The organism is Haloarcula sebkhae, assembly GCF_014647415.1.
In the GTDB taxonomy this organism is placed as follows: domain Archaea; phylum Halobacteriota; class Halobacteria; order Halobacteriales; family Haloarculaceae; genus Haloarcula; species Haloarcula sebkhae.
In genome coordinates this window covers 1-22391 of the sequence record NZ_BMPD01000010.1, presented here as the reverse complement: position 1 = coordinate 22391, position 22391 = coordinate 1, and the positions used below count along the sequence as shown (strand labels likewise).

Annotated in this window: 21 protein-coding genes and 1 pseudogene; 12 read left to right on the top strand and 10 right to left on the bottom strand. The window is 54.9% G+C overall.

Annotated features, from left to right (window positions below; translation table 11 throughout):
* Nucleotides 1-81: 81 nt before the first annotated feature.
* The 7 genes from IEY38_RS19655 to IEY38_RS19625 all read right to left on the bottom strand — a co-directional run bounded on the left by IEY38_RS19655 (nucleotide 82) and on the right by IEY38_RS19625 (nucleotide 7329).
* Nucleotides 82-2517: a heavy metal translocating P-type ATPase gene (locus tag IEY38_RS19655; RefSeq protein WP_005533828.1), complete on the bottom strand. Its 2436-nt coding sequence runs from the start codon at nucleotides 2515-2517 to the stop codon at nucleotides 82-84.
* Nucleotide 2518: 1 nt separating this feature from the next.
* The gene (locus tag IEY38_RS19650; RefSeq protein ID WP_390182275.1) at nucleotides 2519-3346 is read right to left on the bottom strand and encodes a sulfite exporter TauE/SafE family protein; all 828 of its coding nucleotides are present in this window, start codon (nucleotides 3344-3346) and stop codon (nucleotides 2519-2521) included.
* Between the two features lie 605 nt (nucleotides 3347-3951).
* Nucleotides 3952-4365 carry a hypothetical protein gene (locus tag IEY38_RS19645; RefSeq protein WP_188853970.1) on the bottom strand — a complete coding sequence of 138 codons (414 nt, stop codon included), beginning with the start codon at nucleotides 4363-4365 and terminating at the stop codon, nucleotides 3952-3954.
* On the bottom strand, nucleotides 4366-5193 hold the full coding sequence (locus IEY38_RS19640; RefSeq protein ID WP_005533825.1) for a ParA family protein: 828 nt from the start codon (nucleotides 5191-5193) through the stop codon (nucleotides 4366-4368).
* Nucleotides 5194-5525: 332 nt separating this feature from the next.
* Nucleotides 5526-6056 carry a hypothetical protein gene (locus tag IEY38_RS19635; RefSeq protein WP_188980471.1) on the bottom strand — a complete coding sequence of 177 codons (531 nt, stop codon included), beginning with the start codon at nucleotides 6054-6056 and terminating at the stop codon, nucleotides 5526-5528.
* Nucleotides 6057-6065: 9 nt separating this feature from the next.
* Nucleotides 6066-6650, bottom strand: a complete 585-nt coding sequence (locus IEY38_RS19630) for a DUF7437 domain-containing protein (protein ID WP_005533816.1) — start codon at nucleotides 6648-6650, stop codon at nucleotides 6066-6068.
* 352 nt (nucleotides 6651-7002) lie between these two features.
* Nucleotides 7003-7329 (bottom strand): PadR family transcriptional regulator, encoded by a 327-nt coding sequence (locus IEY38_RS19625; RefSeq protein ID WP_005533815.1) that lies wholly within the window; start codon nucleotides 7327-7329, stop codon nucleotides 7003-7005.
* 122 nt (nucleotides 7330-7451) lie between these two features.
* On the opposite strand from IEY38_RS19625, the gene IEY38_RS19620 reads away from it, so the two are divergent.
* The 11 genes from IEY38_RS19620 to IEY38_RS19570 all read left to right on the top strand — a co-directional run bounded on the left by IEY38_RS19620 (nucleotide 7452) and on the right by IEY38_RS19570 (nucleotide 20082).
* The gene (locus IEY38_RS19620; RefSeq protein WP_005533814.1) at nucleotides 7452-7721 is read left to right on the top strand and encodes a hypothetical protein; all 270 of its coding nucleotides are present in this window, start codon (nucleotides 7452-7454) and stop codon (nucleotides 7719-7721) included.
* A 68-nt stretch (nucleotides 7722-7789) separates the two neighbouring features.
* Nucleotides 7790-8623 (top strand): hypothetical protein, encoded by an 834-nt coding sequence (locus IEY38_RS19615; RefSeq protein ID WP_188980469.1) that lies wholly within the window; start codon nucleotides 7790-7792, stop codon nucleotides 8621-8623.
* A 44-nt stretch (nucleotides 8624-8667) separates the two neighbouring features.
* Nucleotides 8668-9864 carry an ABC transporter substrate-binding protein gene (locus IEY38_RS19610; RefSeq protein WP_049943795.1) on the top strand — a complete coding sequence of 399 codons (1197 nt, stop codon included), beginning with the start codon at nucleotides 8668-8670 and terminating at the stop codon, nucleotides 9862-9864.
* Between the two features lie 318 nt (nucleotides 9865-10182).
* Nucleotides 10183-11667, top strand: a complete 1485-nt coding sequence (locus IEY38_RS19605) for an ABC transporter substrate-binding protein (protein WP_229775393.1) — start codon at nucleotides 10183-10185, stop codon at nucleotides 11665-11667.
* A gap of 156 nt (nucleotides 11668-11823) precedes the next feature.
* Nucleotides 11824-13347, top strand: a complete 1524-nt coding sequence (locus IEY38_RS19600) for an ABC transporter substrate-binding protein (RefSeq protein WP_188853945.1) — start codon at nucleotides 11824-11826, stop codon at nucleotides 13345-13347.
* 5 nt (nucleotides 13348-13352) lie between these two features.
* Nucleotides 13353-14303 (top strand): nickel ABC transporter permease, encoded by a 951-nt coding sequence (gene nikB / locus IEY38_RS19595; RefSeq protein WP_188853943.1) that lies wholly within the window; start codon nucleotides 13353-13355, stop codon nucleotides 14301-14303.
* Nucleotides 14300-15190, top strand: a complete 891-nt coding sequence (nikC, locus tag IEY38_RS19590) for a nickel transporter permease (protein WP_005532835.1) — start codon at nucleotides 14300-14302, stop codon at nucleotides 15188-15190. Before nikB ends, nikC begins: the two co-directional genes overlap by 4 nt.
* Before the next feature lie 2 nt (nucleotides 15191-15192).
* Nucleotides 15193-16284, top strand: a complete 1092-nt coding sequence (locus IEY38_RS19585) for an ABC transporter ATP-binding protein (protein ID WP_188980467.1) — start codon at nucleotides 15193-15195, stop codon at nucleotides 16282-16284.
* Entirely contained in the window at nucleotides 16271-17356 is a 1086-nt protein-coding gene (locus tag IEY38_RS21875) for an oligopeptide/dipeptide ABC transporter ATP-binding protein (RefSeq protein ID WP_188980465.1), read from the top strand. The genes IEY38_RS19585 and IEY38_RS21875 overlap by 14 nt, the downstream gene beginning before the upstream one ends.
* 1061 nt (nucleotides 17357-18417) lie before the next feature.
* Nucleotides 18418-19002, top strand: a complete 585-nt coding sequence (locus IEY38_RS19575) for a hypothetical protein (protein WP_005533807.1) — start codon at nucleotides 18418-18420, stop codon at nucleotides 19000-19002.
* 66 nt (nucleotides 19003-19068) lie between these two features.
* Nucleotides 19069-20082 carry a hypothetical protein gene (locus IEY38_RS19570; RefSeq protein WP_005533806.1) on the top strand — a complete coding sequence of 338 codons (1014 nt, stop codon included), beginning with the start codon at nucleotides 19069-19071 and terminating at the stop codon, nucleotides 20080-20082.
* Here the strand turns inward: IEY38_RS19570 and IEY38_RS19565 are convergent, their stop codons facing one another.
* The 3 genes from IEY38_RS19565 to IEY38_RS19555 all read right to left on the bottom strand — a co-directional run bounded on the left by IEY38_RS19565 (nucleotide 20083) and on the right by IEY38_RS19555 (nucleotide 21606).
* The gene (locus IEY38_RS19565; RefSeq protein ID WP_005533805.1) at nucleotides 20083-20574 is read right to left on the bottom strand and encodes a DUF3368 domain-containing protein; all 492 of its coding nucleotides are present in this window, start codon (nucleotides 20572-20574) and stop codon (nucleotides 20083-20085) included.
* The gene (locus IEY38_RS19560) at nucleotides 20564-20809 is read right to left on the bottom strand and encodes a UPF0175 family protein (RefSeq protein WP_005533804.1); all 246 of its coding nucleotides are present in this window, start codon (nucleotides 20807-20809) and stop codon (nucleotides 20564-20566) included. The genes IEY38_RS19565 and IEY38_RS19560 overlap by 11 nt, the downstream gene beginning before the upstream one ends.
* A 602-nt stretch (nucleotides 20810-21411) precedes the next feature.
* Complete coding sequence (locus tag IEY38_RS19555; RefSeq protein WP_229727367.1) at nucleotides 21412-21606, bottom strand: hypothetical protein; 195 nt, start codon at nucleotides 21604-21606, stop codon at nucleotides 21412-21414.
* A gap of 460 nt (nucleotides 21607-22066) precedes the next feature.
* Here IEY38_RS19555 and IEY38_RS21425 point away from each other — a divergent pair.
* Nucleotides 22067-22391: pseudogene (locus IEY38_RS21425) on the top strand (hypothetical protein); the annotation flags it as partial.

Sequence of the window (22391 nt, the reverse complement as noted above, 5' to 3'; positions counted from 1 at the left end):
GCTGACTAAATCGCGTGCTGTAGCAGACTGTAGCTAGAAAGCGTAGTAGGATGGTTACCGATGATGCTTGCGTTCGAGCACTCAGTCCGAATGTGCTGGAGGGCTGGTTCGCTCAGTGCGTTCGCTAGAGTCGGTTTCACCTGAATGCTCTCCATTCGCTGGGACCAAGCGGCGCTTCGAATTAAAGACGACAATAAGGCTACTGATAGCCATCAGAACGGCGGCGATCAGCGGCGTGATCATGCCGATCATCGCCAATGGAAGCACTATCGCATTGTAGCCGGCCGCCCAGATGAGATTCTGTTTGATCCGGCTTCGAGTTACACTCGCCAGCTCGAAGACTTCGGGAACGGCGTCGAGACGGTCATCAAGCACTACTGCATCGGCCGCCTCAATTGCCAGATCGGTGCCGCTTGACACCGCGATCCCGAGGTCGGCGCTTGCGAGTGCGGGCGCATCGTTCGTTCCGTCGCCGATCATTGTCGTCGTCCCGCGCTCGCGGAGTCCTTGGACGATCACTTCCTTCGACTCGGGGCGCACGCCTGCGAATACGTGATCAACTGCGGGATGGTTCGCAAACGTCTCGGTCATCCGCTCGTCGTCGCCAGTCAGTACGACGATATCCCGGTTCGCGTCTGTGATATCTGAAACGACGCGGTCCCAGTTCTCCCGCGGCGTATCTCGGACTGTAACGATTCCTTGGACGGCGCCCTCCCAAGCAACAGCCGTGGGATGAGTGCCCGACTCGTAAGCGTGTGTAACGGCTGCTTCTATCTCCGTGGGAATCGTCCACGCGTCAGCATCGAAGGAGTCTGGATGGCCGATAACTACACGCGTATCGTCGACGAGTGCGGACACGGTACGGTCGGCGCTTTTGAAGCTTGACACCGAGCGCGTGGTCGGTGGGGCGGCATCGTCGATCGCAGCGGCGATGGGGTGGCTTGACCGACGTTCGACGGCAGCCGCCATCGCAAGTACTTCGTCAGGATCGTCGCCAACAACGTCCACAAGCTCCATCTCCCCAGTAGTGAGCGTCCCAGTCTTGTCGAACACAACGACTGAGGAGTCGTCGATCCGCTCAAGTACTGTCTCATTGAGAATAAGTGTGCGATTGTCCGTGGCATCGCGGGTAGCCGCCGCAAGAGCAAGTGGGGTGGCGATACCGAGCGAGCACGGACACGAGACTACTAGCACGGAGACACCGGCCATTATAGCTGTATTCGGATCGTTGCCAAGGACGAACCAGCCAGTGGCAGTCAGCGCGGCAAGTCCAAGTACGAATGGAACGAACAGTACCGCAAAGCGGTTGACAATATGCTGAACACCTGTGGCAGAGCTCTTGACGTTCCAAAGGAGCTCAACGAGGCGATCCATCGTACTGGTTTTTTCTGGACCAACTTCAACGACGATCGCATTGTCTGTAAGAATCGACCCGCCGAGTACACTGTCTCCTTCAGATTTTCGTTGTGGGAGGGATTCACCCGTGATGAGTGCCTCGTCGATCGCGGCAGTCCCGTCGACGATATGGCCGTCAACCGGGACCCGTTCACCAGGTTTGACTAACAGCCGGTCGCCAGGCTCACACTTTGCAATCTCGATGGTTTCAGTGGCCTCACTGTCATCATCGAGCCGGCGGGCCTTATCGACGCGTGAATCCGTGAGGTCGGCGCGATTTCCGAGCGCAGCGTGTTTGATCCGTGACTCAAGGTGGTTTCCGATGGTGACGATTGCGAGCACCATCACTGCGACGTCGAAGTACGGGTCACGCCCGCCCGTAAAGTAGGCTACCAGCGAATAGAGATACGCTGCGAGTACCGCGATAGCTATCAACACGTCCATGTTAGGGCGACCGACTTTCAAGCTCACGTAGGCTCCACGGAAGACCGGGTATCCAAGTCCGATGAGTATGAGTGTGCTCCAGACGATTAGTGGCCAGAACACCATCGCCTCAACAGTACTCCCATAGAGGAAACTCTCGGGATAGATGCCGAGATATACCGGGTATATGAACAGAACGTAGAGGATCAGCACAGGCATCATCAGAACCGCCGCGAGCACCGAACGGTATTTGCCGAACTCGACGCGTGAACGCAGTGAGTCGTTTTCTTCATCGGGACCGTGGGCTCGGTAGCCCAGTCGACTTAGTGCCGCAGCGATCGCGTTGCGATTGATGCAGTCAGGGTCATACACCACCTGCGCCATTTCTGTCGCATAACTCGCGCGTGCCTCGTGAACGCCTTCCTCTTCTTCGGCAAGGAGCTCAATGAACCCTTCACAGGTCTGACAGTGCATTCCGTCTATCGAGAGGTAGGCCGTTTCGGCGCCCTCGGGGACATCGAGCCTGGAATCCTCGGCCTCAACACGGTCACGGACGGCCGCAACTGAAAGGTCGACATCCTCGCCGTTGTCGACCAAGTGTGCGACCTCTAGACAGCCCCGACAGCAGAACTCACCGGCAATGTCATCGTCGGTAATCGGGTCTTCGATAGGGAGGTCACAGAGTGTACAGGTGGACATGTTACGCAACCGCCCCCGATTCGGAGATCGGCTGATAGTACGGGATATCTGGTAACGGGAGCATGACGCCAAACCGCATGAATCCCATTGCTACCAGTATGTATCCAAGCCCAACGAACAACACACCGAGTCCGTAATGGACTACCTGTCGCTGGCGCGTGCTCACTGATTGGATAACTGTTCCGTAGAGAAACACACTGGGGACCGTCCCTGCCCCGAGCGCACCGAGCGAGAGGAGGCCATATACAGGTGAGCCCTGAGCAAACGCGTACAGGAATGCCGGATAAAGAAGCATACACGGCAACAACCCATGAAGCGCGCCGAGGCCGATGATGCCGATACTGTTGACCCAGCGGTCGACCCGTGTTGAAATGACTGCGTAGGTCCGCGCGAATAGTGAGCCGATACCAGTACCGGCAACAACTCCTTCAACGGCTCCTTGTTTGTAGCCAGCTAACCGGGTGAGTCCCATAATAATAATTGCTACGCCGATGCAGATACCGACGACACCCTGAGCTGGCCGCAGAAATCCAGCGAGCCCGATGGTTCCGTACAGTAACGCGCCGGCAGCCCCGAAGACGCATCCGATGGTAGCATAGCTCATCGTCCGGCCAATGTTGAACAGCGTGTGCTGACGCACCTCATACAGAGTGAGTGCGCTCGACCACCGGTCCTGAGTTTCCATACGCTCAGCATAGGTTGCAACGAGCGGGCCACACATTCCGAGACAGTGTGCACCCCCGAAGAGACCAATCAGAAAAAACACCACCAGTCCGTAGCCACTTGTGATGCTGATTTCACTCAGCTGTACGAGAACTGCGGATATCATACTTAAGGCTGGCAATGCCAGCATAGATTAGGGTGTACCAATCGTCGTGTGTAGTGGGTTTCGGTTCAGGCCGTGGCTGGGGGATCGCTAACGTGAATTAGTACAATGGTATGATACCACAGCTAATCCGTTCTCCAGAAGGTCGACTCTTCGATCCGCCCAAGGCAGATTTCAGCCCTCAAAACGCTGTTATGATAACCCACACACGCTCGGGGCTTGCAAGTTCGCTCTAGTTCTTGTTCATACTCCGTTTCGGGTACGCGGACTTTGTACGGTAAACTTCTGTAACACGTCTTGATGTGTGCAGTTCATAACACCAAGCAGGTGATAAAACAGTGAAATCACGCGAAATCTAGCGATTCACCACGGCCTTTTGAATGAACTGCGGGAAGCATAGCCGTATGCATTGAGAGCACCAGTCTCAACTAGTGTGAAACCTTCTACTTACAGCCGTGAAATTATACGCATTTGAGTTGCTGTAAATGCTGACCTCATAGTTCGGTTGCTCGTACAACGGCTTCATACGGTCTGGCCAGCCGACTATACAACAGGCTCAAACTGTGCATCTAGAGAATAGTGGCACGTATATTTTCAACGCGGGATGTTCACTCTGCGTCGTAGCCCCACTCTCGTAGCCGGTCTGCGACGTCATCGAGATGCTCCTCAAGGGCAACCTGATACGCCGCCTCGCGAAGGTCTAACGCCAGGACATTTTCGTCAAGCCGGCTTTCGAGCTCTGACTGTGCGACCTCCTCGGCAGTCTGGGTCTCTTCTTGGAGGAAGAACTGGACCATCTCACGACCGTCCTTTGCATTCGAGCGCGAGTACTTCCACGGAAGTCCCGACACACCACTGTTGCCGCTGTTGTTAGCGTCTTCGTCTGTCGGGTCATCGTTAATAATAGGATCAGACTGAGCCGTCGTGTCGTCGTGGTCTCCCGTTGGGTCATTATCTTCAGTAGCACTCTCGATGCCCTCAAACGGGTCCTCGCCGGAACCGGACTTCATACCGTTGCCCATCTACGCCACCTCCTCAATGTGCGTCGCGAGGTCATCCAGTTGAGCAAGTGTCTCCTTCTCGTAGTCGTAGGCGCTTCGGACCTCCTGGACGTAGTGGCCCGCCGGCAGTTGCGTGTCCCAACACCCCTCGAAAAGTGAGGAGCGGTCGGCAATTGCGACTGGAGCGTCGAAACCGAGGTCACCGATCCGTTCAAGATACTTCTGCTGGTCGCTCGTTGACCCGATGCCATTCGGGATCACAGCCATCACGCCGATATCGATATCGAGTGAGTCTTGCAGGTTAATGACGACATCTTCGAGCCCCTCAACGGACTGCATACCCTTACCAGTCGGTTCCACCGGGACCACGAGCGACCGCGTCGCGTGAATTGCGTTGTACAGCTGTGGGCCCGCAGTCGCTGGCGGGTCAACGACGATAGTGTCGTAGTCTTCCATCACACCGGCATCAACGAGGACCTCAAACAGACGCTCGTTTGGCGCAAAGAACTCACCGAGGTCCTCTGCCATCTCTTCAGCTTGGCTGAGGAGGCTGGGCAGGTTCTCCAGCATGTCGTGGTTTGGGACGAGGTCAAAACCATAGTCCGTCTCTTGGACGATGTCAGCGAACGGTCCAAGTGGCCGGTCGATAAGATGTCGAGCGATGTTGTCTGCATCCCCATCGTTGCGCGGCGCATCGACTCCTAACAGGTATGTCAGTGACCCCTGCTGCGGGTCAAGGTCAATTGCCAGAACATCGCGATCGTGTTCAGCGTGCGCTGTCGCGAGGCTCGCAGCGAGCGTCGTCTTTCCGACGCCGCCAGCCTCACTGTAAATGGTGTACGCGAGCATGTTTCACCTATAAGTCTAACCCAATATAAACACTCGTCAGACACACGAAAAAAGCCAACCAATTAGATCTGATAGTTAGGATGGATAGTTATGATTGATGATTAGACTGTACGGTTAGACTAATGAATTAGACTGGGCGTTTAAACTCAAAGGTTAAACTCAAAGATTATGCTAGAAGGATAGACCCGATAGTTAGGCTGAAATGAAACTACGTAATAAGTCCCCACCTTGGTATAAATTCGGTGTCTGCAGGTACATCCTATCAGCACTGCATACTGATACAATAAGTTCAAACAGAAATGAGGACCAAGCGTACCTCAGCGACAACCCGACTACGTAATTTCGTTGATCAACTCAAATCCGTCTCTGAACTGAATCCGGTCTTCGAAGCCGTTAGCTACAAGTGCTGCGACGGTGCCTTCACCCGCATCAGTATCCGTGGTCACAACACAGGCGTATCGAACGTCACTGTTGTCGAGAAGGGTTGCTGCAACAGCGCCGAGGGCAGTATCTGCCTTCTCAATCTGGTCCTCAGGTCGATTTGATGACCGAGCAATATATGACCGGATGTCATCCATCACCCGAGATACTGTGCTGTTCGCATATTCGGGTTCAGCAGCAACTCGAACCCAGCCAGCATCGAGTGCACTGTTAATCGGCGTCTGTCCCGGTGTGCTGCGGTCTGGCGCTCCGCCGAGTTCCTCGTAGACGCGTTGGGGGATCACAAACGTAAGGTCGTTCTGCGCGGCGAAGCGCTCAAGAGCAGTGTATTTATTATTCTCCTGGCGACCACAGGCGATGAAGAATCCGGTATCTGCGACCCACGCTACGGTCTCCTGAAATGGGTCGAATGGCGTGCTCATCGGTGCCCGTCAGTCCTCAGATGACGGTGGTTGGTCGCGAGCATTCCGGATATCCTCAAAGTATGGGTCAACGGCTTGCATATCTTGAACCACATCTCGAAGCGCATGCAAGACTGTAATCGCGAAGGCCTGCTGCAGATCGAGCTCCCGAGCCGCGACTCGTTCAGACATCTCACCGTTGGTATAGGGGATGGCGTACGTGAGCGCAGCCGCGAGTTTACCGAGCCCGTATCTTTCCAGGAGGAGGTTGAGATCCTGGTCGTGTGGTGAGCGACCGACGGCCTCGATGAGAGTGGGAGTGACGGTATACTCGTCACCATCCAGATCTGCAGTAAGCGTGATCGGGACCGCCGAATACGTGTGTGTCTTCTGCTCTTCATCACGGGTCACGACACCGAGGTCAACAAGCGTCCCCATATCCGAGTACGCTGTCGTCCGGGGAATCTCTAATGCAGCGACGATATCGTCGATAATCACTTCTCTCTCACGAAGGACGAACGTGTAGAGCCGGGCCAAGCGTGGCTCTTCCAGCAGTTGTGCAATCGACAGGAGACCATTGATAGCTCGCTCTGGGTCCCCGGCAGCTTTCGACATACAATTCATAATTCATGTATTAGGTAATAACTGTTGGGACAGTGTCTTCAGCACTATACATATCTACCACCGACCGGATACCGGGTTGGTTCCGGGTCAACGCCTCTCGCAACATCATGCTTCAAACGTAAGAACCTCGAAGAGCGGGTTGCCGAAGAGTAGCAGTCGAATCGACGGGAATTTTCTGCAACCTCTGACTCGAATGTCATCACAATACCGTTGCCTCTTCCAAGCTCTGTCTGTGACGTTTGGCCCAGCGATGAGGTGGGACAATTGAAATGCAGTCTGTACACTCATCTGTCAAGCATGGGCGCTTCTCCGGAGAGCCCTGTCTATCTCTTTCAAAAATCCACTACGGAGATAGCTCACTGATCGGAGCCAAGTACTTGTCCTCCCATTCTCGATGGGCCTGAAGCTCTCGCACGCCACGCTTCGTCAACTGATACTTATTCTCTCGCCCGTTCTTAGCCTTCTTTTTGATTAGCCCCTTTGCAACTAGATCATCCAATTGCGGATAGACACGTCCTACCGTAATCTCCTCAGAGTAGTATTCCTGCAGCTCCGCGGTCAGTTCTGTCCCCATCGGACTATCCATGCCCGCAAGAACGACCATCATATCGCGTTTGAAGCTATTCACGTCATACATCCTGTCAAGCCAAGTACCACTCTCGGGAGTCATAATCTTATCTGTTCGTACTTACTAGAGCTCGACTCAATGGCCGTTTCAAGCACTGTATTGCCATTTCACCTTATTCGCAAGGTTCGTTTTATGCACACCCTGTCAAGTGGAGGCTCCAAACGATGTCCAATCCAACAGACGAGGAATTGCTGACCGAACTCGCAACCTACCAGAACCGAAAGCTCTTGCTCTGGCAGCTTGCAGCAGACGGACGTACGTTCTGTGGCATCCGGTTCATCGCCCGGGAGTATGACCTGCAGGCCGCGCCCGCTGACGAACAAGTCCAAGCCTTCGTTGATGATATGCTCTCGGACGGAGAGGTCAGACCAGAGTACGACTCAATGGCTGACTGGGACGCTCTAGAAGCGAAGCACGGCGACACTGCCGACTAGTACCTCTCGACCTAACGCCGCCTCAGAGCGATTTTTTGTGCGGCCTCACTGGCTGGAGGCTTTCCAGTATGTTGCCAACAGCCGAACCACCGTTCGACCCGATTTTCGTCGAGGAACCGTTACTTATCCCAAACTACAAACAGACGATCATCAGCAAAGTCGGCTTGCCATTCTATGCTGATGTTGACCGTCCCGATAAAGTGCCCGCTGACGAGCGCGAGCGAACCATCGACCTCGCGGAACGAATCCTGCGCGCCGGCGGCGTCCGAACCGGCTTCGGTCATCACGAGGAAGTACGGGTCTCGATGGAGTCGTGGGCTCCCGATGCCGGTGAAAATTGCGAGGCTGGTCCCGGCCACTGGCGCTCGCACGTTCTCTTGATGTCTCCCAAGGAGATGAACTTCGGGCAGTTAACCGGCGAACCCGAGGAAAAGCACAAGAAAGCCAAGACGGTGCTTGCCTGGGCCAGTGAGTGTATCGACAGCGATGTCCTTCAGGAGATCGAGCAGTCTCAAGTAGAGGATACCAAACAAGCGTGGCGGGATGCAGCAGAGGCCAAATTGACACAGCGTGAGATCGAGCAGTTTGCTGAGGACCCGCCGGACAAACTCGATGGCTGGACGAAACTTGACGCCGACCACGACACTATCAAAGTGGCCTACGCCGCTGACAACCATGGGACTCCATCGGTTGCAGCTGTCTTCGAGAGTACCGACGGCGAGTTGAAGACGCTTGAGTTCACGCTGGAGGACTGGAAAGAGAGTGACAGCAATCCTCGTGAGGCGAGGGTAGGTCGTAGTGTATTAGTCGACATTACACGCTGTGATCAAGAGAGCGACCCTGTGATTCACCGTGATTTCATCACAAACCACCAGCCAGTTGGGATTTTTCAGCGGTACTGAGCTAAAACCACAAGACATAAGTTTATTTTAGGGCAGCCTAAAATATGCAGAATGATGATGGCTTAGACTGCTGTCACCGTCGAAGGGATATTCTAAAAGCTGGCTGTAGTATCGTTAGCGCTGGGATAGTTGCCGGTTGTCTCGGCACTAGCAACGGCTCGTCGTCGGATGACACCACAGCTACGTCCCCGTCGGACGACCAATCAATGACAGAAGCCGACGACCCAACGCCGTACGAAGTGACGGTCAAACCAGCCGGCACATATACGTTCGAGTCAGTGCCCGAAACCTATGCAAGTTTTCCCGGGGCTTGGATGGATATCGCGATGGCATTGGGCATCAAGCCATCTGCGATGATGTCCCTTGAGGAAGAGCAACTGAAATACTACGATGCACTCCCTGACGTTGCTATTGATCTGGATTCTGTAGAGTCCCTTCTGGATTCCAGTGACTCAGAATTCGACAAGGAAGTGTTCTACGAGGTTGATGCTGATGTACACCTGATGGATCCGCGGATTCTCAAGCGGTACTCGGGATGGAATGATGAGGATCTCGAAGAGATAGAGCGCAACGTCGGTCCAATATTGGGATCAATGATCCGCTTTCCATACGAACGAGACCCGTACTATACACTGTATGATGCCGTCGAGAAGGCAGCAAAAATCTTCCAGCGGCAAGACCGGTACGATGCATGGATCGCTTTCAAAGAGGAGGTGTTTGCCGAGATACAGTCGCGACTTCCGGATGACAAACCGACCGTCGGCGCGTTCATCATAGACTTCGATATTGAAGGAAAAACGTTGCGGGCGGCGGAGATCGACGCATTCCGAAACGATACAAGAACCTTGCGCAAACTGGGCGTCAACAGTGCGTTCAAGGGAGATACCTACGTTCGGTACAAGGAGATCGGGTACGAAAAGCTCCTTGACGTTGACCCGGAATACATCGGACTGATCGATAATCTGACCACGGGGAATAACGAATCCTTCCAGCAAACGCTCCAGGCAGCCAAGAATCACGAAACGTTGAGTGAATTGACTGCAGTCCAAAACGAGAACTTCGTACGGTCGGCTGGGACAAACATGGGGCCGATCATTGACCTCTTCTCGGCGGAGGCGGTTGCGATGCAATTGTACCCAGATGAGTTTGGCGAGTGGCCTGGGTCTGTCGGCGACGTTCCCACTGAACACCAGTTATTCGACCGACAGCGGGTCGCTGACATTATCAATGGAAGGGTGTAAACTGGTGATAAGAAGTGGCCTGTGCCAATAGGCACCGTGAAATCTCTTCCTAGAGCATCATTTATTATATGGTCTGAGAAAAGAGAATATCCGGTGCACCTTACACAAACTCATTTTAGTTAGCTAAACCAAAATTGTTTTACTGGCTACCTCTCCGTATATCTCACATGATGTCGATATTTGTACAATATTTCCCGGTAAGCAGCCGCGTGGAATTAGATCCACCTATCTGTGTTGATGCTGTCCACATGCGGCTCAGAAGCAAGGTGACGGCCAGTGCCTAAACTCTGTTCGAGGCGGGAGCTCTTAGGCGGCACTTTGGCCGGTGCCGTTGGCCTGCTTGCAGGCTGTAGCAGCTCAGAGGCCGACGCCGACGACTCATTTACTGTTGCGTTGACGCGAGATCCAACACGGGAGAAATGGGATGTCTACAACGGTATCACACCCTACTACACGCATGTGTTTGAGCCGCTCGTTGACACCACGACGGAGATGGAAACCGCACCGCTGCTTGCTACAGACTGGGAGGCCGTTGACGAGACGACGTGGGAGTTTTCATTACGCGAAGATGTCACATTCCACAACGGAGCCTCGCTGACAGCAGACGCAGTTGTCCACTCCTTCAACCGGGTTTTTGAGCAGTGGGCGTGGGTCCCGGGCTGGATCGGTGTCACGTCTGACGGCGTCACGGCAGTAGATGACACCACTGTTCGGTTCGAGACAACGGAGCCCTTCCCCGCGTTTCCTGGTACAATATCACACCAGTACTTTGGCATTCAGCACCCTGATGAAAGCGAGACGCCGACTGGGACAGGCCCGTATCAGGTTGATGAGGTCAAGCCGGGACAGTCGATAAGGCTTACCCCGTTTGCTGGCTATCGGGACGGCACGGCTAACCCCACAGAGCTCACTTTCGAGTGGATAAAAGACCCTAACACGCGCGTACTGTCTCTTGAAAAAGGTTCAGTTGATGTCGCACAGCAAATCCCGAAAAGTCGGGCTACGGCGCTTGCCGACGCGCCGGAGACAGCGGTCGACACGTATCTCACACCTGAAGCTGGTCTCGTTGCGGTGAATCTATATCGGTCCCCGACCGATGACGAGCAACTGCGAAAGGCACTCAACTGGGCTGTCGACCAGAGCCAGATCGTCGACAGCGTCCTCAACGGCATCGGTAAGCCAGCACGTGGGCCGATTTCGTCTACTATTCCGTGGTCAGTTCACGATGACCTCCCGACCTACGGACCAGACAGGGATCGGGCACGGGAGCTTGTTGCGGCATCCGGATACAACAACGAAACACTCTCGATTCTGATCAACAGCAAAAACACCGACGATAGAACGATCGCACAGACGCTCTCCGGGTGGTTCGAAGAGATAGGCGTCACAAGCGAGATTCGGCAGGTCGACCCAGCATCTTTCAACGACACGTTCACCGCCGGGGAAGCGAACCTGACGCTCGTCGGTTTCGGATCGAACAGCGCTGCCTGTGACTATCTTATTCGAGCAATGTTCCACTCAGAGGGCAGTGACAACCGGAAACGCTACCAGCAAGATGGCACCGGTATCTACAATCCTGGCCCCGAAGTCGACCGTCTCATCGAACAGGGATACCGGGCAGAAACGCTGGAAGCAAAACGAGACTACTACGCTGAAGTCCAGCGACGCGTGGTCGATACCGGAGCGGTCATTCCGCTGTACTACAACGAGTCCGTCTTCGGCCGGCAGGCGGATGTCGCCGGTATCGACGGCCATCCAGTAGACAACATGATCGAGTGGTCCGGGCTCACGCGAGAACAATGAACAGGAATAGCATGAGCGTGGGTTTCCTGCGTTCCAGCTCAGGTATAGACTGGATTCACGATCTGGGGTCGACATACTCACCGCCAGCAGCCAGTGGACCAAGCCAGATGGTATCGACGAGCAATCGAGTGAGATGGAGAAAGTGTGTGATGTCGTATGTATAAATTCACGCGACGACAGGCATTATTTGGAACCGCGGCCGGCATTTCCGGTCTCGGTGGGTATTGGCTACGAGGCAGCGAGAGCAAAGACGATGACACGTTCAGAGTTGGCTCACCCTGGACACCGGATTCGATAGACCCCGTGACAAACGGCTGGCTCTGGCGACGCATCAACGTGCTTGAGCCACTGCTTACCGTCGATTACGATGGGACCGTGTCACCGGGCCTGGCCACGGACTGGCACATGGTCAACAACAGGACATGGGAGTTCACACTCCGTGAGGGAGTCACGTTCCACGACGGTACCGACGTGACCGCAGCAACTGTTCTCCCATCACTCACGCGAGCATTCGACTCAAGTTCGATGGCTGCAGTCCCGGTCGATGCAGTTGAAGCCACTGCTGACCGGACGATTACAATTCAGACAGCAGTTCCGTTCTCGCCACTACCAGCACACTGCACCCGTGGGATTACCTGCCCTGTTTCACCGGCCGCAATCGACGACGATGGATCAGTCAATGAGCCGATCGGTACTGGACCGTTTCAATTCGAAAACTGGGAGGCAGGCTCGACAATCACGGCAACCGCCAACCCGGACTACTACGGTTCGGGCGCGCACATTGACACACTCATCTATGAAGGGATCACTGACGACCAGACTCGGCGGCTGAAACTCGAAAACAGGGAACTGGACATGGCACGTATTCTGCCGAACAAGGCAGCGGATACGCTTGCATCCGATCCCGATCTCACTGCCCACACGTACAAGATCCCCCGAGCCCGATACCTCGTGTTCGACCTCGACTCGGCACCGTTTTCGGACAGAAAAGTTCGCAGAGCGGTGATGCATGCTATCGACCGGGACCACATCGTTGCGTCGCTGTTGAATGGGCTGGGGTCGAAAGCAGTTGGTCCGTTCCCGTCAGACGTAACGGAGTGGGCTGCAGAGCTCGAACCGTACGAACACTTGCCTGAGAAGGCACGGAGCCTTCTCGCTGAAGCGGGATGGGAAGCAGATGGAGACAGCCGTATCCGCGATGGCGAGGAACTGTCTGTCTCGATCTGGACGTACAACACCCGTCCATTACTGCCCACGATTGCCGAAGTGATACAGACACAGCTTCAGGCGGTTGGCTTCGATGTCGATATTTCGGTCATGGAGTCCTCGACAATCAAAGAGCAAGCGAAAAACGGGGAGTTCGACACCGTTCTATGGTCGAGTTCAGTGCTATGGTATCCCGATCCGGATCGACTGTCCGACTTCGTTCACTCGGAGACGGCGACGATGTTCAGTGGCTACGAGAACGAAACGGTCGATCAGCACCTCGAAGCAGCCAGACGGACAGCTGACCGTGACGAACGGTTCGAGCGATACGCAGCGATCCAGCGGCGTATTCAACGCGACCTCCCGCTCGGCTGGCTCACCTACTACGCAAACGTCATCGGGACACGTGCCGACGTTGAGGGCTATCAGCCCCATCCTATCGAATCCTGTTACCATCTGGAGGATGTCACATAGCAGCGATGAACGGGCAGGAACTATGCAAGCGACTGCTGACGATGGCAATCGTTCTGCTTGGTGTGTCGCTTCTCACGTACGGACTGATCTTCATCACGCCGGGCGATCCGGCACGAACGATTCTGACCCAGCAGATGGGTGGACAGATCCCATCTCAGGAAGCGGTGGAGCAGTTCCGAGCTGAAAATGGGCTTGACGATCCATTCCTAGTTCAGTACGCCCACTGGATGGGGGACGTACTGCAGGGCGACCTCGGTCACTCGTACTACAACGACCGGTCTGTCTCCGAGATGATTATCCAGCGGTTGCCGAATACAATCGCACTCGCTGTTGCATCGATATTCGTCGCGCTTGTGATAGCTATCCCGGCCGGAATCGCCAGCGCGAGGAATCCGGGAAGTCAGGCTGACTACGCCGCACAGATCGGCTCGCTAATTGGGGTCTCGATGCCAAACTTCTGGCTTGGCTATCTGCTTATTATCGTCTGTTCGCTCCGACTCAACCTCTTTCCGGTGGCCGGCGCGGCTGGACTGGAACATCTGATTCTCCCCTCACTGACGCTCGGCTCCGGAATGGCTGCGGTTATCGCACGACTGGTCCGAACAGCGATGCTCGATGTTCTGGACGATGCGTACATTCAGGCCGCCAGAGCGAAAGGGTTGCGAGAACGGATTATCATCTACAAACACGCGCTCCGGAACGCGCTTGTGCCCGTCGTGACGATTATTGGGTTACAGTTGAGTTACGTCCTCAACGGCGCAGTCGTCATCGAGGTGGTCTTTCAGCGTCCGGGGCTGGGGACGTTACTTGTTGATGCAATCTTTGCTCGTGACTACCCGGTCGTGCAGGGCGTGACACTGCTAATCGGCGTCATCTTTGTCCTGATGAACTTTGCCGTTGACCTGACGTACAGCCGACTTGACCCACGAATCGATCTCGGAGGTGACCCAACATGAGCGACCGCGCAGCCAACAGAAGAAAACGGCAGGCCGACAAGCGACAGGGGTGGACTGATGGACTCACAGCTGACCGCCTCGGACAATTTGGGATCGGAGTTGTGCTCACGTTACTCGTTCTTGCGGCGCTTGGACCAGTTGTTTCGCCCTACGATCCAGCCGAACAGGATCTTTCGAACAGGCTTGAGTCACCGTCGCTGTCCCATCCGTTCGGGACCGATCAGCTCGGTAGAGACGTACTGACCAGACTTCTTCACGGTGCGCGGTTCTCGCTCGGTATCGCCGTCGCTGTAACCACTGTGCGCCTTCTCGTGGGGACGGCAGTCGGTCTTGTCGCCGGCTACGCCGGTGGCTGGGTCGATGAGGCGTTGATGCGACTTGTCGATACGCTGCTTGCGTTCCCCGGAATCGTCCTTGCACTCGTCATCGCTGGGATTCTGGGACCGAGTCTGGTGAACGTGATGCTTGCACTGGCGGTCGTCGGGTGGGCATCGTACGCACGGTTAGTTCGGAGTAGCGTTCTCTCGCTTCGCGAACGCGAGTTTGTGACCACCGCACGATTACTCGGCCGGTCGCGGATGCATATCGCAACTCGCCACTTACTACCGAACGTCGTTGCACCAGTTGTCGTTCTGGCAACGCTCGACATCGGCAGCGTCATTCTTGGCACTGCGGGACTCTCATTCCTTGGGCTGGGCGCACAGCCACCCACACCTGAATGGGGGACGATGCTTGCATCCGGACGCAACTATCTCAGACAGGCATGGTGGCTTGTCAACGCTCCGGGCCTCTGTATCATGGTCACCGTGCTCGGCTTCAATCTTCTCGGAGACAGTCTTCGAGATATGCTTTCACCCACGCAAACAGCCCAGATGGAGGAACTATAACAATGAGCGAATCACTGCTTCGCGTCGAGAACCTGCATACTCGTTTCGACAGCGATCAAGGGACCGTTGACGCGGTCAACGGGGTGTCGTTCACTGTTGACCGCGCCGAAATTGTCGGCATACTGGGCGAAAGTGGTAGCGGCAAGTCCGCTACTGCCCAATCAATTTGCCGACTTGAGGCCCCCGGAAAAATCGTTGACGGATCGATTACCTTTGCTGGGAGAGAGCTGACAACTGCTGCTGAAGCGACACTGTGTCGACTACGTGGAAACAGTATCTCGATGGTTTTTCAGGACCCGACGGAAACGTTGAACCCGGTGTTTTCGGTCGGTGAACAGATCGCTGAATCGGTTCGAATACACGAATCGAGTGGGAAACAGCGTCTGCTAGATTTCCTCGGTGTATCACCGTTCCGGGATCGGTCAGCGTGGGAGAACGCACGCGAGCGCGCTATCGAATTGATGGAGCAAGTTGGCATCCCGAATCCGGATGCAAGCGTGTCGTCGTTCCCCCACGAGCTTTCCGGTGGGCTCCGGCAGCGAGCCGTTCTCGCAACTGCACTCGCAAGTGAGCCCGCGTTACTAATTGCCGACGAGCCGACAACAGCGCTTGACACGACTACACAGGCAGATATCCTCAGGCGATTGCGCTCGCTACGTGACGAGCAAAACACCAGCATTCTCCTGATTTCCCATGATATTGGCGTGATTGCACAGACCTGTGACCGCGTCGTGGTGCTGTATGACGGACAGGTAATGGAGGCTGGCCCGGTTGAGCGGATACTGACCGCACCGAAACACCCGTACACGAGAGCACTGCTTTCGTGTTCTGTCCGCAACAGCGACGCTGACGAGCGAGGGCACTCTGCCATGGCACGTCCACAGGACCACACCGGCAGTCACGAGGGCTGTCCGTTCGCCGACCACTGTCAGCACGTGACCGACGCGTGTCGTTCGGGTCCGATTCAAACAACGGAGGCCGCGTCGGATCACCGACTGGCCTGTGTGGAAGCGCCAGTCTCTGAAGCCCAGTCAGTGTCCGAACAGCAAGAGAGACCAGCAGCTGACGGAGGGCAACAGCATGACACAGCGTAGCCAGACTCCAGACGATGCACAGACCGGTGCTCCTGTGGTTGAAGTACAGAACGTCTCGAAAGCGTTCTCACCGAAGCGATCTATCCTCGACCGGTTGCGTGGCAGAGATCCATCGGCGAAAGCGGTCTGTGATGTGTCTCTGGCGGTCCAACATGGTGAAACGCTGGGGCTTGTTGGTGAGAGTGGCTGCGGGAAGTCAACGCTCGCGAAACTCACTACCGGGCAGCTCACCCCGGACGATGGCCAAGTTTGTCTCGATGGAACCCGTGTCGGTGACCTCTCAGAGCGTTCCACCGCACAACGGCGGCGAGTCGGCGTCGTGTTTCAACACGCCCGGGGGAGCTTTGATCCCCGGTGGCCTGTCGGCCGGTCAATTGCTGAAGCCACTGGCGATGCAACCACGGCGTCGATACATGGAACTGGGCCTGACGACGTTGCTGAGCTCTTGTGTAGCGTCGACCTCACTCCAGAAATCGCTGATCGGTATCCGAGAGAACTCTCTGGTGGACAGATACAACGCGTCGCTCTTGCCCGGGCTATCGCGCACGACCCTGACGTAATCGTCCTCGATGAGCCGGTTTCCGGACTCGATATGGCAACACAGGCGAGAGTGCTGTCACTTCTTGCGGACGTACAACAGCAGTTTGGTGTCGGCTACCTGTTTATTTCCCATGACCTCGATGTCGTCAGGTTCCTTGCCGACAGGGTCGCGGTAATGTATGCTGGCGAGATCGTCGAATTCGGGCAAGCAAACAAACTGTTCCAGTCCCCTAACCATCCATATACTGAAGCATTAATTCGTGCGATTCCAAGTGATGACCCACGAGACACCCCACCAATGCCGCTTCGCGGTGCTCCTCCTGACCCAGCAGACCGACCAGAAGGATGTCCGTTCCACCCACGTTGTCCAGCTGTGACACAATCGTGTGAGGAACAACATCCTTCACTCGAAGCGGTTCAGAACACACGTGTCCGGTGTCCTCATGCTCCAGAAGCAACGGGCGAAGCAGACACAGACGACAACGAGAATGTACTGGACCGAGACTTGGCTTCAAATCCCGGCCGAAGCTGAGCTGTATGCACTGGGTATGGGACTCGAATCAGGGGTGGGCGTTCCATCGTCAGTAAGCGTGGCTATACGGTCTCCACATGGACCCTCATCTGGGTCGTATACGCCCCAGTTGGGTACTTTCTCCGGGTCGGCTTCACGAATAGCGTGGAGAGGCCCTTGCTATTGCATCCCTGAACCATATCCATACGCTTGGTTGAGCGTCACCTCGACATCATATAGACCTTTGTCACGCCGCTGCTCTTACACCCCACACTCCGACCGCGACTACGTGCCGGGGGCCTGTTAGAGAGGCCCACGATGGCGTGAGTATGTATTCGTAGCTGACGAGCGACTGATGCGTAAATCCTCTTGGACCTCCAAATGGGTGGCTCGCTAACCAACATACGGTGGTAGCAGCGGCATAGTGTTGGTTAGTTAGAAGCTGTTATGATCAACTATTCTCTCGTCTATATCCGTCAGTACGGGGAAAGCACTTACCGGAGTTACCGGAGAGGTTAGTCGTGAAGCGACGGGAGCTACTTCATGTTACTGCGGGTGGGGGAATCGGTCTACTAGCGGGCTGTTCCTCTACTGGTAGTAAGGGGTATGCGACGATGCAGAAACTCAGTTTCGTAAACACAGAATCTACTACAGTCCCAGTGGGATTACGGATAGAACGCACTGATACTGATGAAGTAGTTCATACGGAGACTCGTGAACTCACAGTAGACCCTGATTGGATTATCATCGATTGTGTCTGGCCAGATACACCGTTAAAAATAATGACTCGCCATGAAGCTGGGGAGTGGAATAGCTTCAATACAGAAGATCGAGACGGCTGTGTAAGTGTCATAGCTGGAGTCCAGGACCAGACAACGTCATTTTATGTGCATAGCGCTGACTGTCCGATCGACAACCCTACTTGTCATACTGACTAGTCCGCAGGTCTACCCTGCAGTTGGTTCACTCGCTTTCACAGGTGAAGAAACTATATTCAACGATTGGTATCACAGGCATGGGACCCATTTTTTCGCCCCCAGTCAGGTGAGGGGCGTTCCAGTGAGAGCGCTCTCGACCATACTATGGCATCAAAGACCAGCAAAAGCGGTCAGAACGGAGAACAGCACCCAGAAACCGAATCCACCGAAGCGCAGTTTCCAGAACTCACAGTCCAAGCCGAAGGGACTGCAAACCGACTTCGGCGCGTCGACGAAAGTTCGCAAACCGATTGTCTCGAAACAGTCGAAGTCGAACTAGTTATCGAGCACGAGATCGACTCCCTTGACGAGTGGAAAGACCTCATCGACCCAACCTTTCGCAAAAACAGACGAACGGGTAACAAGGGCGCGATCATTGACGGCTTACTCGACAGAGTTGAGGGACACTACCGCCGGCAGTCGTCGTCAAAGGTTGAAGCCGACTGGGACCTCACAGTGACTGGTTCGTCAGTCGCCTGGAGACGCCTCTTCATGGAGTTTTACCAGCTCCGTGGTGAAGGCTACGACCGTGCCGGCAAAACTGTGATTCGTCTCCGACAGTTGGTCAACGCGGACCTTGCAGGCACAAATGCAGCATTGGCTGGGCTGGAACTGGTCAATCAGTACGACATCGACGAGCCGACAGACTCGTTTGTATCGGAAGTAGCCGAAAGCACGAACGACGACTAGCAGGCCCTCTCCCTGTGTTGGTCTCTATTGCTTTTGTGCTCCCCTCTGGCTGAGGGTTTAAATACGATGACGAACGCAACCATCCGTGTGACTGACCGGAATCCTGAATACGACCCCGAGGATATCCGTGGTTCAGCAAGTTCTGATCCTGAATCGAAGGGGAACGGACGGGAACGCATCCTCGAATCCCGTGGCTATCCAAGCGAGCCAGAAGATGCCTCTCGAACCTGTGCGACCTGTGGGAAAGATATCCCCCGGGATGAGCGCCAGTGTCCGTTCTGTGCTCACACCAGTGTTTCAGAGACGCCTACCAACGACGACAGTGACGGCCCATTCGGCGAGTGGACATTCGGCCGAGTCGTGCTCGCGCTCGTCGAGGCGAACACTACCTTCCACGCACGAGCCCTCGGCGCTGCGGCCTTCTCCCTGTCTGATAGCATCGCGAGCGGCGAGGACACCTCTCATGGGACGGTGAAGTGCCGTGCAGCGTTCGGGAGTGAGCCAGCCACCAATCTCACCAAAGGGTGGCCCGAGCTTCCGACCGAAACCACGATCGACGAGGACCGCGGAGGGGCCCTCTTGGAGACAGCCGACGAGCAGACCGATTGGGACGGGGACGACGTCCAGCCACGAATCTATCTTGAGGACGGGTCGCCGGTCACCGACCGCTCGGAGTTCCAGCGCCTCAAAGACGAGTTCCAGCAAGACGACAGCACGTACTGGCTTGTTCCCGGCATCGTGCAGCGTCATCAGGCGAGATCCGAGCTGGGGACACTCGGCGTTGAGTTCCACTGTCGACAGTGTGGCGCCATAACGGGACACGAGTCACACGGGCTCGACGGGTTCGAGTGTCACTCACACCTTGACCGTATGATCTGGACCTGCAGGGAGTGTGGACAGCACCGCCACGAGCCCGAGCGGGAGGACGACACGGAGGAGGCTACGGACTATGAGCACCTCCCCGACGGTGTCTCTCCCGAAGACATCCACGGCGACAAGCCAGACTTCCAGGAGCAGGAGTTTCAGGACCAGATCGAAGCCTATCGCGAGCGTCATGGTATCTTCCCGTGGGAACGGTAGCTATTCTGTTGCTTCAGATAGGACTTTGGAGTAGAGGTCATCAGAAATCCAGAATCCGGCGTCACGAAGAGCGTCGAGTTCGTGCTTTAATTCAATATTTCCAGCGTTGGCTCCGCGGAGCAATATCCCGATGACTCCTGTCACCGTCAGGTCGTGTCTTCGAGCCACCTGTCGGCCGTCCTTTTCATCCAAGAGGATGAGATCGGCATCCTGCTCAATGGCATGACAAATAGCGGCTGTTTCGCCAAGATCCAGCTCGTGGAAGATTTCAGTGAAGAGGTGTGACTGTTCGACCTCGGTGATCGTCAGGAACGCATCGTCATGCAACGAGCGGAGCGCGTCGACACCTGCCTCTCCGTCAGTGAGTTCCTCCCAAACCTGACGTGGGATAGTGATGCTCGAAAACTGCGATTTGAGGAGCGTGAGTTGATCGATAAGTGCAAGATTCAGCAGTGGTGATGTGTCCGAGACTACAAGCTTGTTATTCGGCATAATCAAGATCTTCGGCAAGTTCAGTGTCGGTGTAATGACGTGGGATTTCGCGGTCTCCGAGTAATGCTTGGAACTCTCGGTGGGATAGCTCTGCCAATGCACGCGCTTTCCCGAACGAAAGGACATCACGTGCGTACAGCGAGACAGCCAACTCTTTTTTCATTGCCTGCGACCGTTCGCCTTCAGGAATTTGGAGTGCCTCATACACCTCCTCGTCAATTTCGATAGTAGCCATACTCGTCTGTTGGATAACCCGATTATTGAGTGTTTGGCCGCTCTATCTGAATAGGAAGAAGTGTAGTTCCGTCTGTGCGATCCACGAACTCTGTATTGTCAGCTGAGAGTGCAATTTAGGGACGATACTACTCTTTCTGAACGCACGCGACTGAGTGCTAACAACACCACGGACTGCTGGCAAGTACGACGACCAGTGGTCAGTACAGTGAGGTTACCAACCGGAGGCTGCAGAGAGAAGCGTCCCGAAAAGAGCCAGACAGGCAGCACCGATATTTAGAACCAGCATACTAGTAGAAACAGTAAAATCATCAGGGTCGGTTCGAAGCGACTGAGATACAGCACCAAGAACCAGTCCGCACCCACCAATAGTCATAAGCAATATTGAGATACTCCACTCTCCAGCAATGATTGAGCGCACTGCTGGGCCTCCCAGTGAGGCTCCGACTATCACGAGTGCGGCGTTATAGATATAGAGGCGTTGCATACCCGTTGTAGATAATGGTAACTCCAGTGAACAATATATCTTCGATACATTTGCAGTCTTATTGAGCAGACATTTCGCACCCTTTTGATTCATAAAGAGACCGTATCACGGCACTGTTACTCCGGCAGTAGTCGGTCTAGAACAACACTCGTCCCGTCCTCTGTCCGGGGCACTGTATTCTCCAGTAGATGCTCACCACTTTCGTCGACATCGAGGATTCCTGTTTCGACGATGCGGGGGCTGTCCTCCCGCTCGCCGGTGAGGTTCAGGCACAGCTGACCGTCGAACTTCCTACCGGTGATGGAAATCACCTTGCTATCTTCGAGAAACGAGGCTATCGTCCAGCTGTCAGGCTTGTGAGCTCGCAATTTAGCCAGTCATTCTCACTACAGTAACAATCGAAACGATTTACACACCGATTGGACTGCTATCGTGCGATCAGGTGTGCGTTGATTTTCAATGGCTACTATGCTGCTCCCGTCGCTGTCAATATCCTGTGTGAAAGTTGTGTACTACCTCAGTTTTAGGCCGGTCTAAAATCCGCCACACTTTTGTATGTTAAGGCTGGCCTAAAAATGTGTACAAGAGGAACAATATTCACATTATTGAATCGAAATCGAAAAAACACCCGTATCAACGGAAGCTATACCAAGATCCCACAATCACCCCGCTGAGTGTTGGGCCAGAACTCAAGAACTCGAACCAGACAGATCTACAATGCTCTGATGTCTGTGTACGACCGCTCGCCGCTAATTACACTCGAACCAACACATGATGGGAGAGAGTGCTTACAGTCAAATTATCGCTGTTGTCTTTACGATTCTCCTTGTCAGCAGTGCTGCAGCACCTGGGGCAGCAGCACTGGCGGCCCCCGAACCTGGCGGACCGGGCCATGACACTTCCACTGTACAGAATCTTTCTATAGGTAGTAACTCCTCAGAAACAGAGCAGTCTGACAATACCTCTGAGCAGACGCCAGACAGGACCAACAACTCATCTGGTAATGAGCAAACACCGCCCTCGGACAATACCACAGAAGCACCTGAAAACGAGACAACGCCGCCCTCGGACAATACCACAGAAGCACCTGAAAACG

Excerpts from the sequence above, each read along its gene's own strand:
- IEY38_RS19600 (WP_188853945.1), top strand. The coding sequence starts at position 11,824 with ATGTATAAATTCACGCGACGACAGGCATTATTTGGAACCGCGGCCGGC.
- IEY38_RS19620 (WP_005533814.1), top strand. The coding sequence starts at position 7,452 with ATGTCCAATCCAACAGACGAGGAATTGCTGACCGAACTCGCAACCTAC.
- IEY38_RS19650 (WP_390182275.1), bottom strand. The coding sequence starts at position 3,346 with ATGATATCCGCAGTTCTCGTACAGCTGAGTGAAATCAGCATCACAAGT.
- IEY38_RS19570 (WP_005533806.1), top strand. The coding sequence starts at position 19,069 with ATGACGAACGCAACCATCCGTGTGACTGACCGGAATCCTGAATACGAC.
- IEY38_RS19575 (WP_005533807.1), top strand. The coding sequence starts at position 18,418 with ATGGCATCAAAGACCAGCAAAAGCGGTCAGAACGGAGAACAGCACCCA.
- IEY38_RS19560 (WP_005533804.1), bottom strand. The coding sequence starts at position 20,809 with ATGGCTACTATCGAAATTGACGAGGAGGTGTATGAGGCACTCCAAATT.
- IEY38_RS19630 (WP_005533816.1), bottom strand. The coding sequence starts at position 6,650 with ATGTCGAAAGCTGCCGGGGACCCAGAGCGAGCTATCAATGGTCTCCTG.
- IEY38_RS19565 (WP_005533805.1), bottom strand. The coding sequence starts at position 20,574 with ATGCCGAATAACAAGCTTGTAGTCTCGGACACATCACCACTGCTGAAT.
- IEY38_RS19625 (WP_005533815.1), bottom strand. The coding sequence starts at position 7,329 with ATGACTCCCGAGAGTGGTACTTGGCTTGACAGGATGTATGACGTGAAT.
- IEY38_RS19610 (WP_049943795.1), top strand. The coding sequence starts at position 8,668 with ATGCAGAATGATGATGGCTTAGACTGCTGTCACCGTCGAAGGGATATT.
- nikC (WP_005532835.1), top strand. The coding sequence starts at position 14,300 with ATGAGCGACCGCGCAGCCAACAGAAGAAAACGGCAGGCCGACAAGCGA.
- IEY38_RS19655 (WP_005533828.1), bottom strand. The coding sequence starts at position 2,517 with ATGTCCACCTGTACACTCTGTGACCTCCCTATCGAAGACCCGATTACC.
- IEY38_RS21875 (WP_188980465.1), top strand. The coding sequence starts at position 16,271 with ATGACACAGCGTAGCCAGACTCCAGACGATGCACAGACCGGTGCTCCT.
- IEY38_RS19585 (WP_188980467.1), top strand. The coding sequence starts at position 15,193 with ATGAGCGAATCACTGCTTCGCGTCGAGAACCTGCATACTCGTTTCGAC.
- IEY38_RS19615 (WP_188980469.1), top strand. The coding sequence starts at position 7,790 with ATGTTGCCAACAGCCGAACCACCGTTCGACCCGATTTTCGTCGAGGAA.
- nikB (WP_188853943.1), top strand. The coding sequence starts at position 13,353 with ATGAACGGGCAGGAACTATGCAAGCGACTGCTGACGATGGCAATCGTT.
- IEY38_RS19640 (WP_005533825.1), bottom strand. The coding sequence starts at position 5,193 with ATGCTCGCGTACACCATTTACAGTGAGGCTGGCGGCGTCGGAAAGACG.
- IEY38_RS19645 (WP_188853970.1), bottom strand. The coding sequence starts at position 4,365 with ATGGGCAACGGTATGAAGTCCGGTTCCGGCGAGGACCCGTTTGAGGGC.
- IEY38_RS19635 (WP_188980471.1), bottom strand. The coding sequence starts at position 6,056 with ATGAGCACGCCATTCGACCCATTTCAGGAGACCGTAGCGTGGGTCGCA.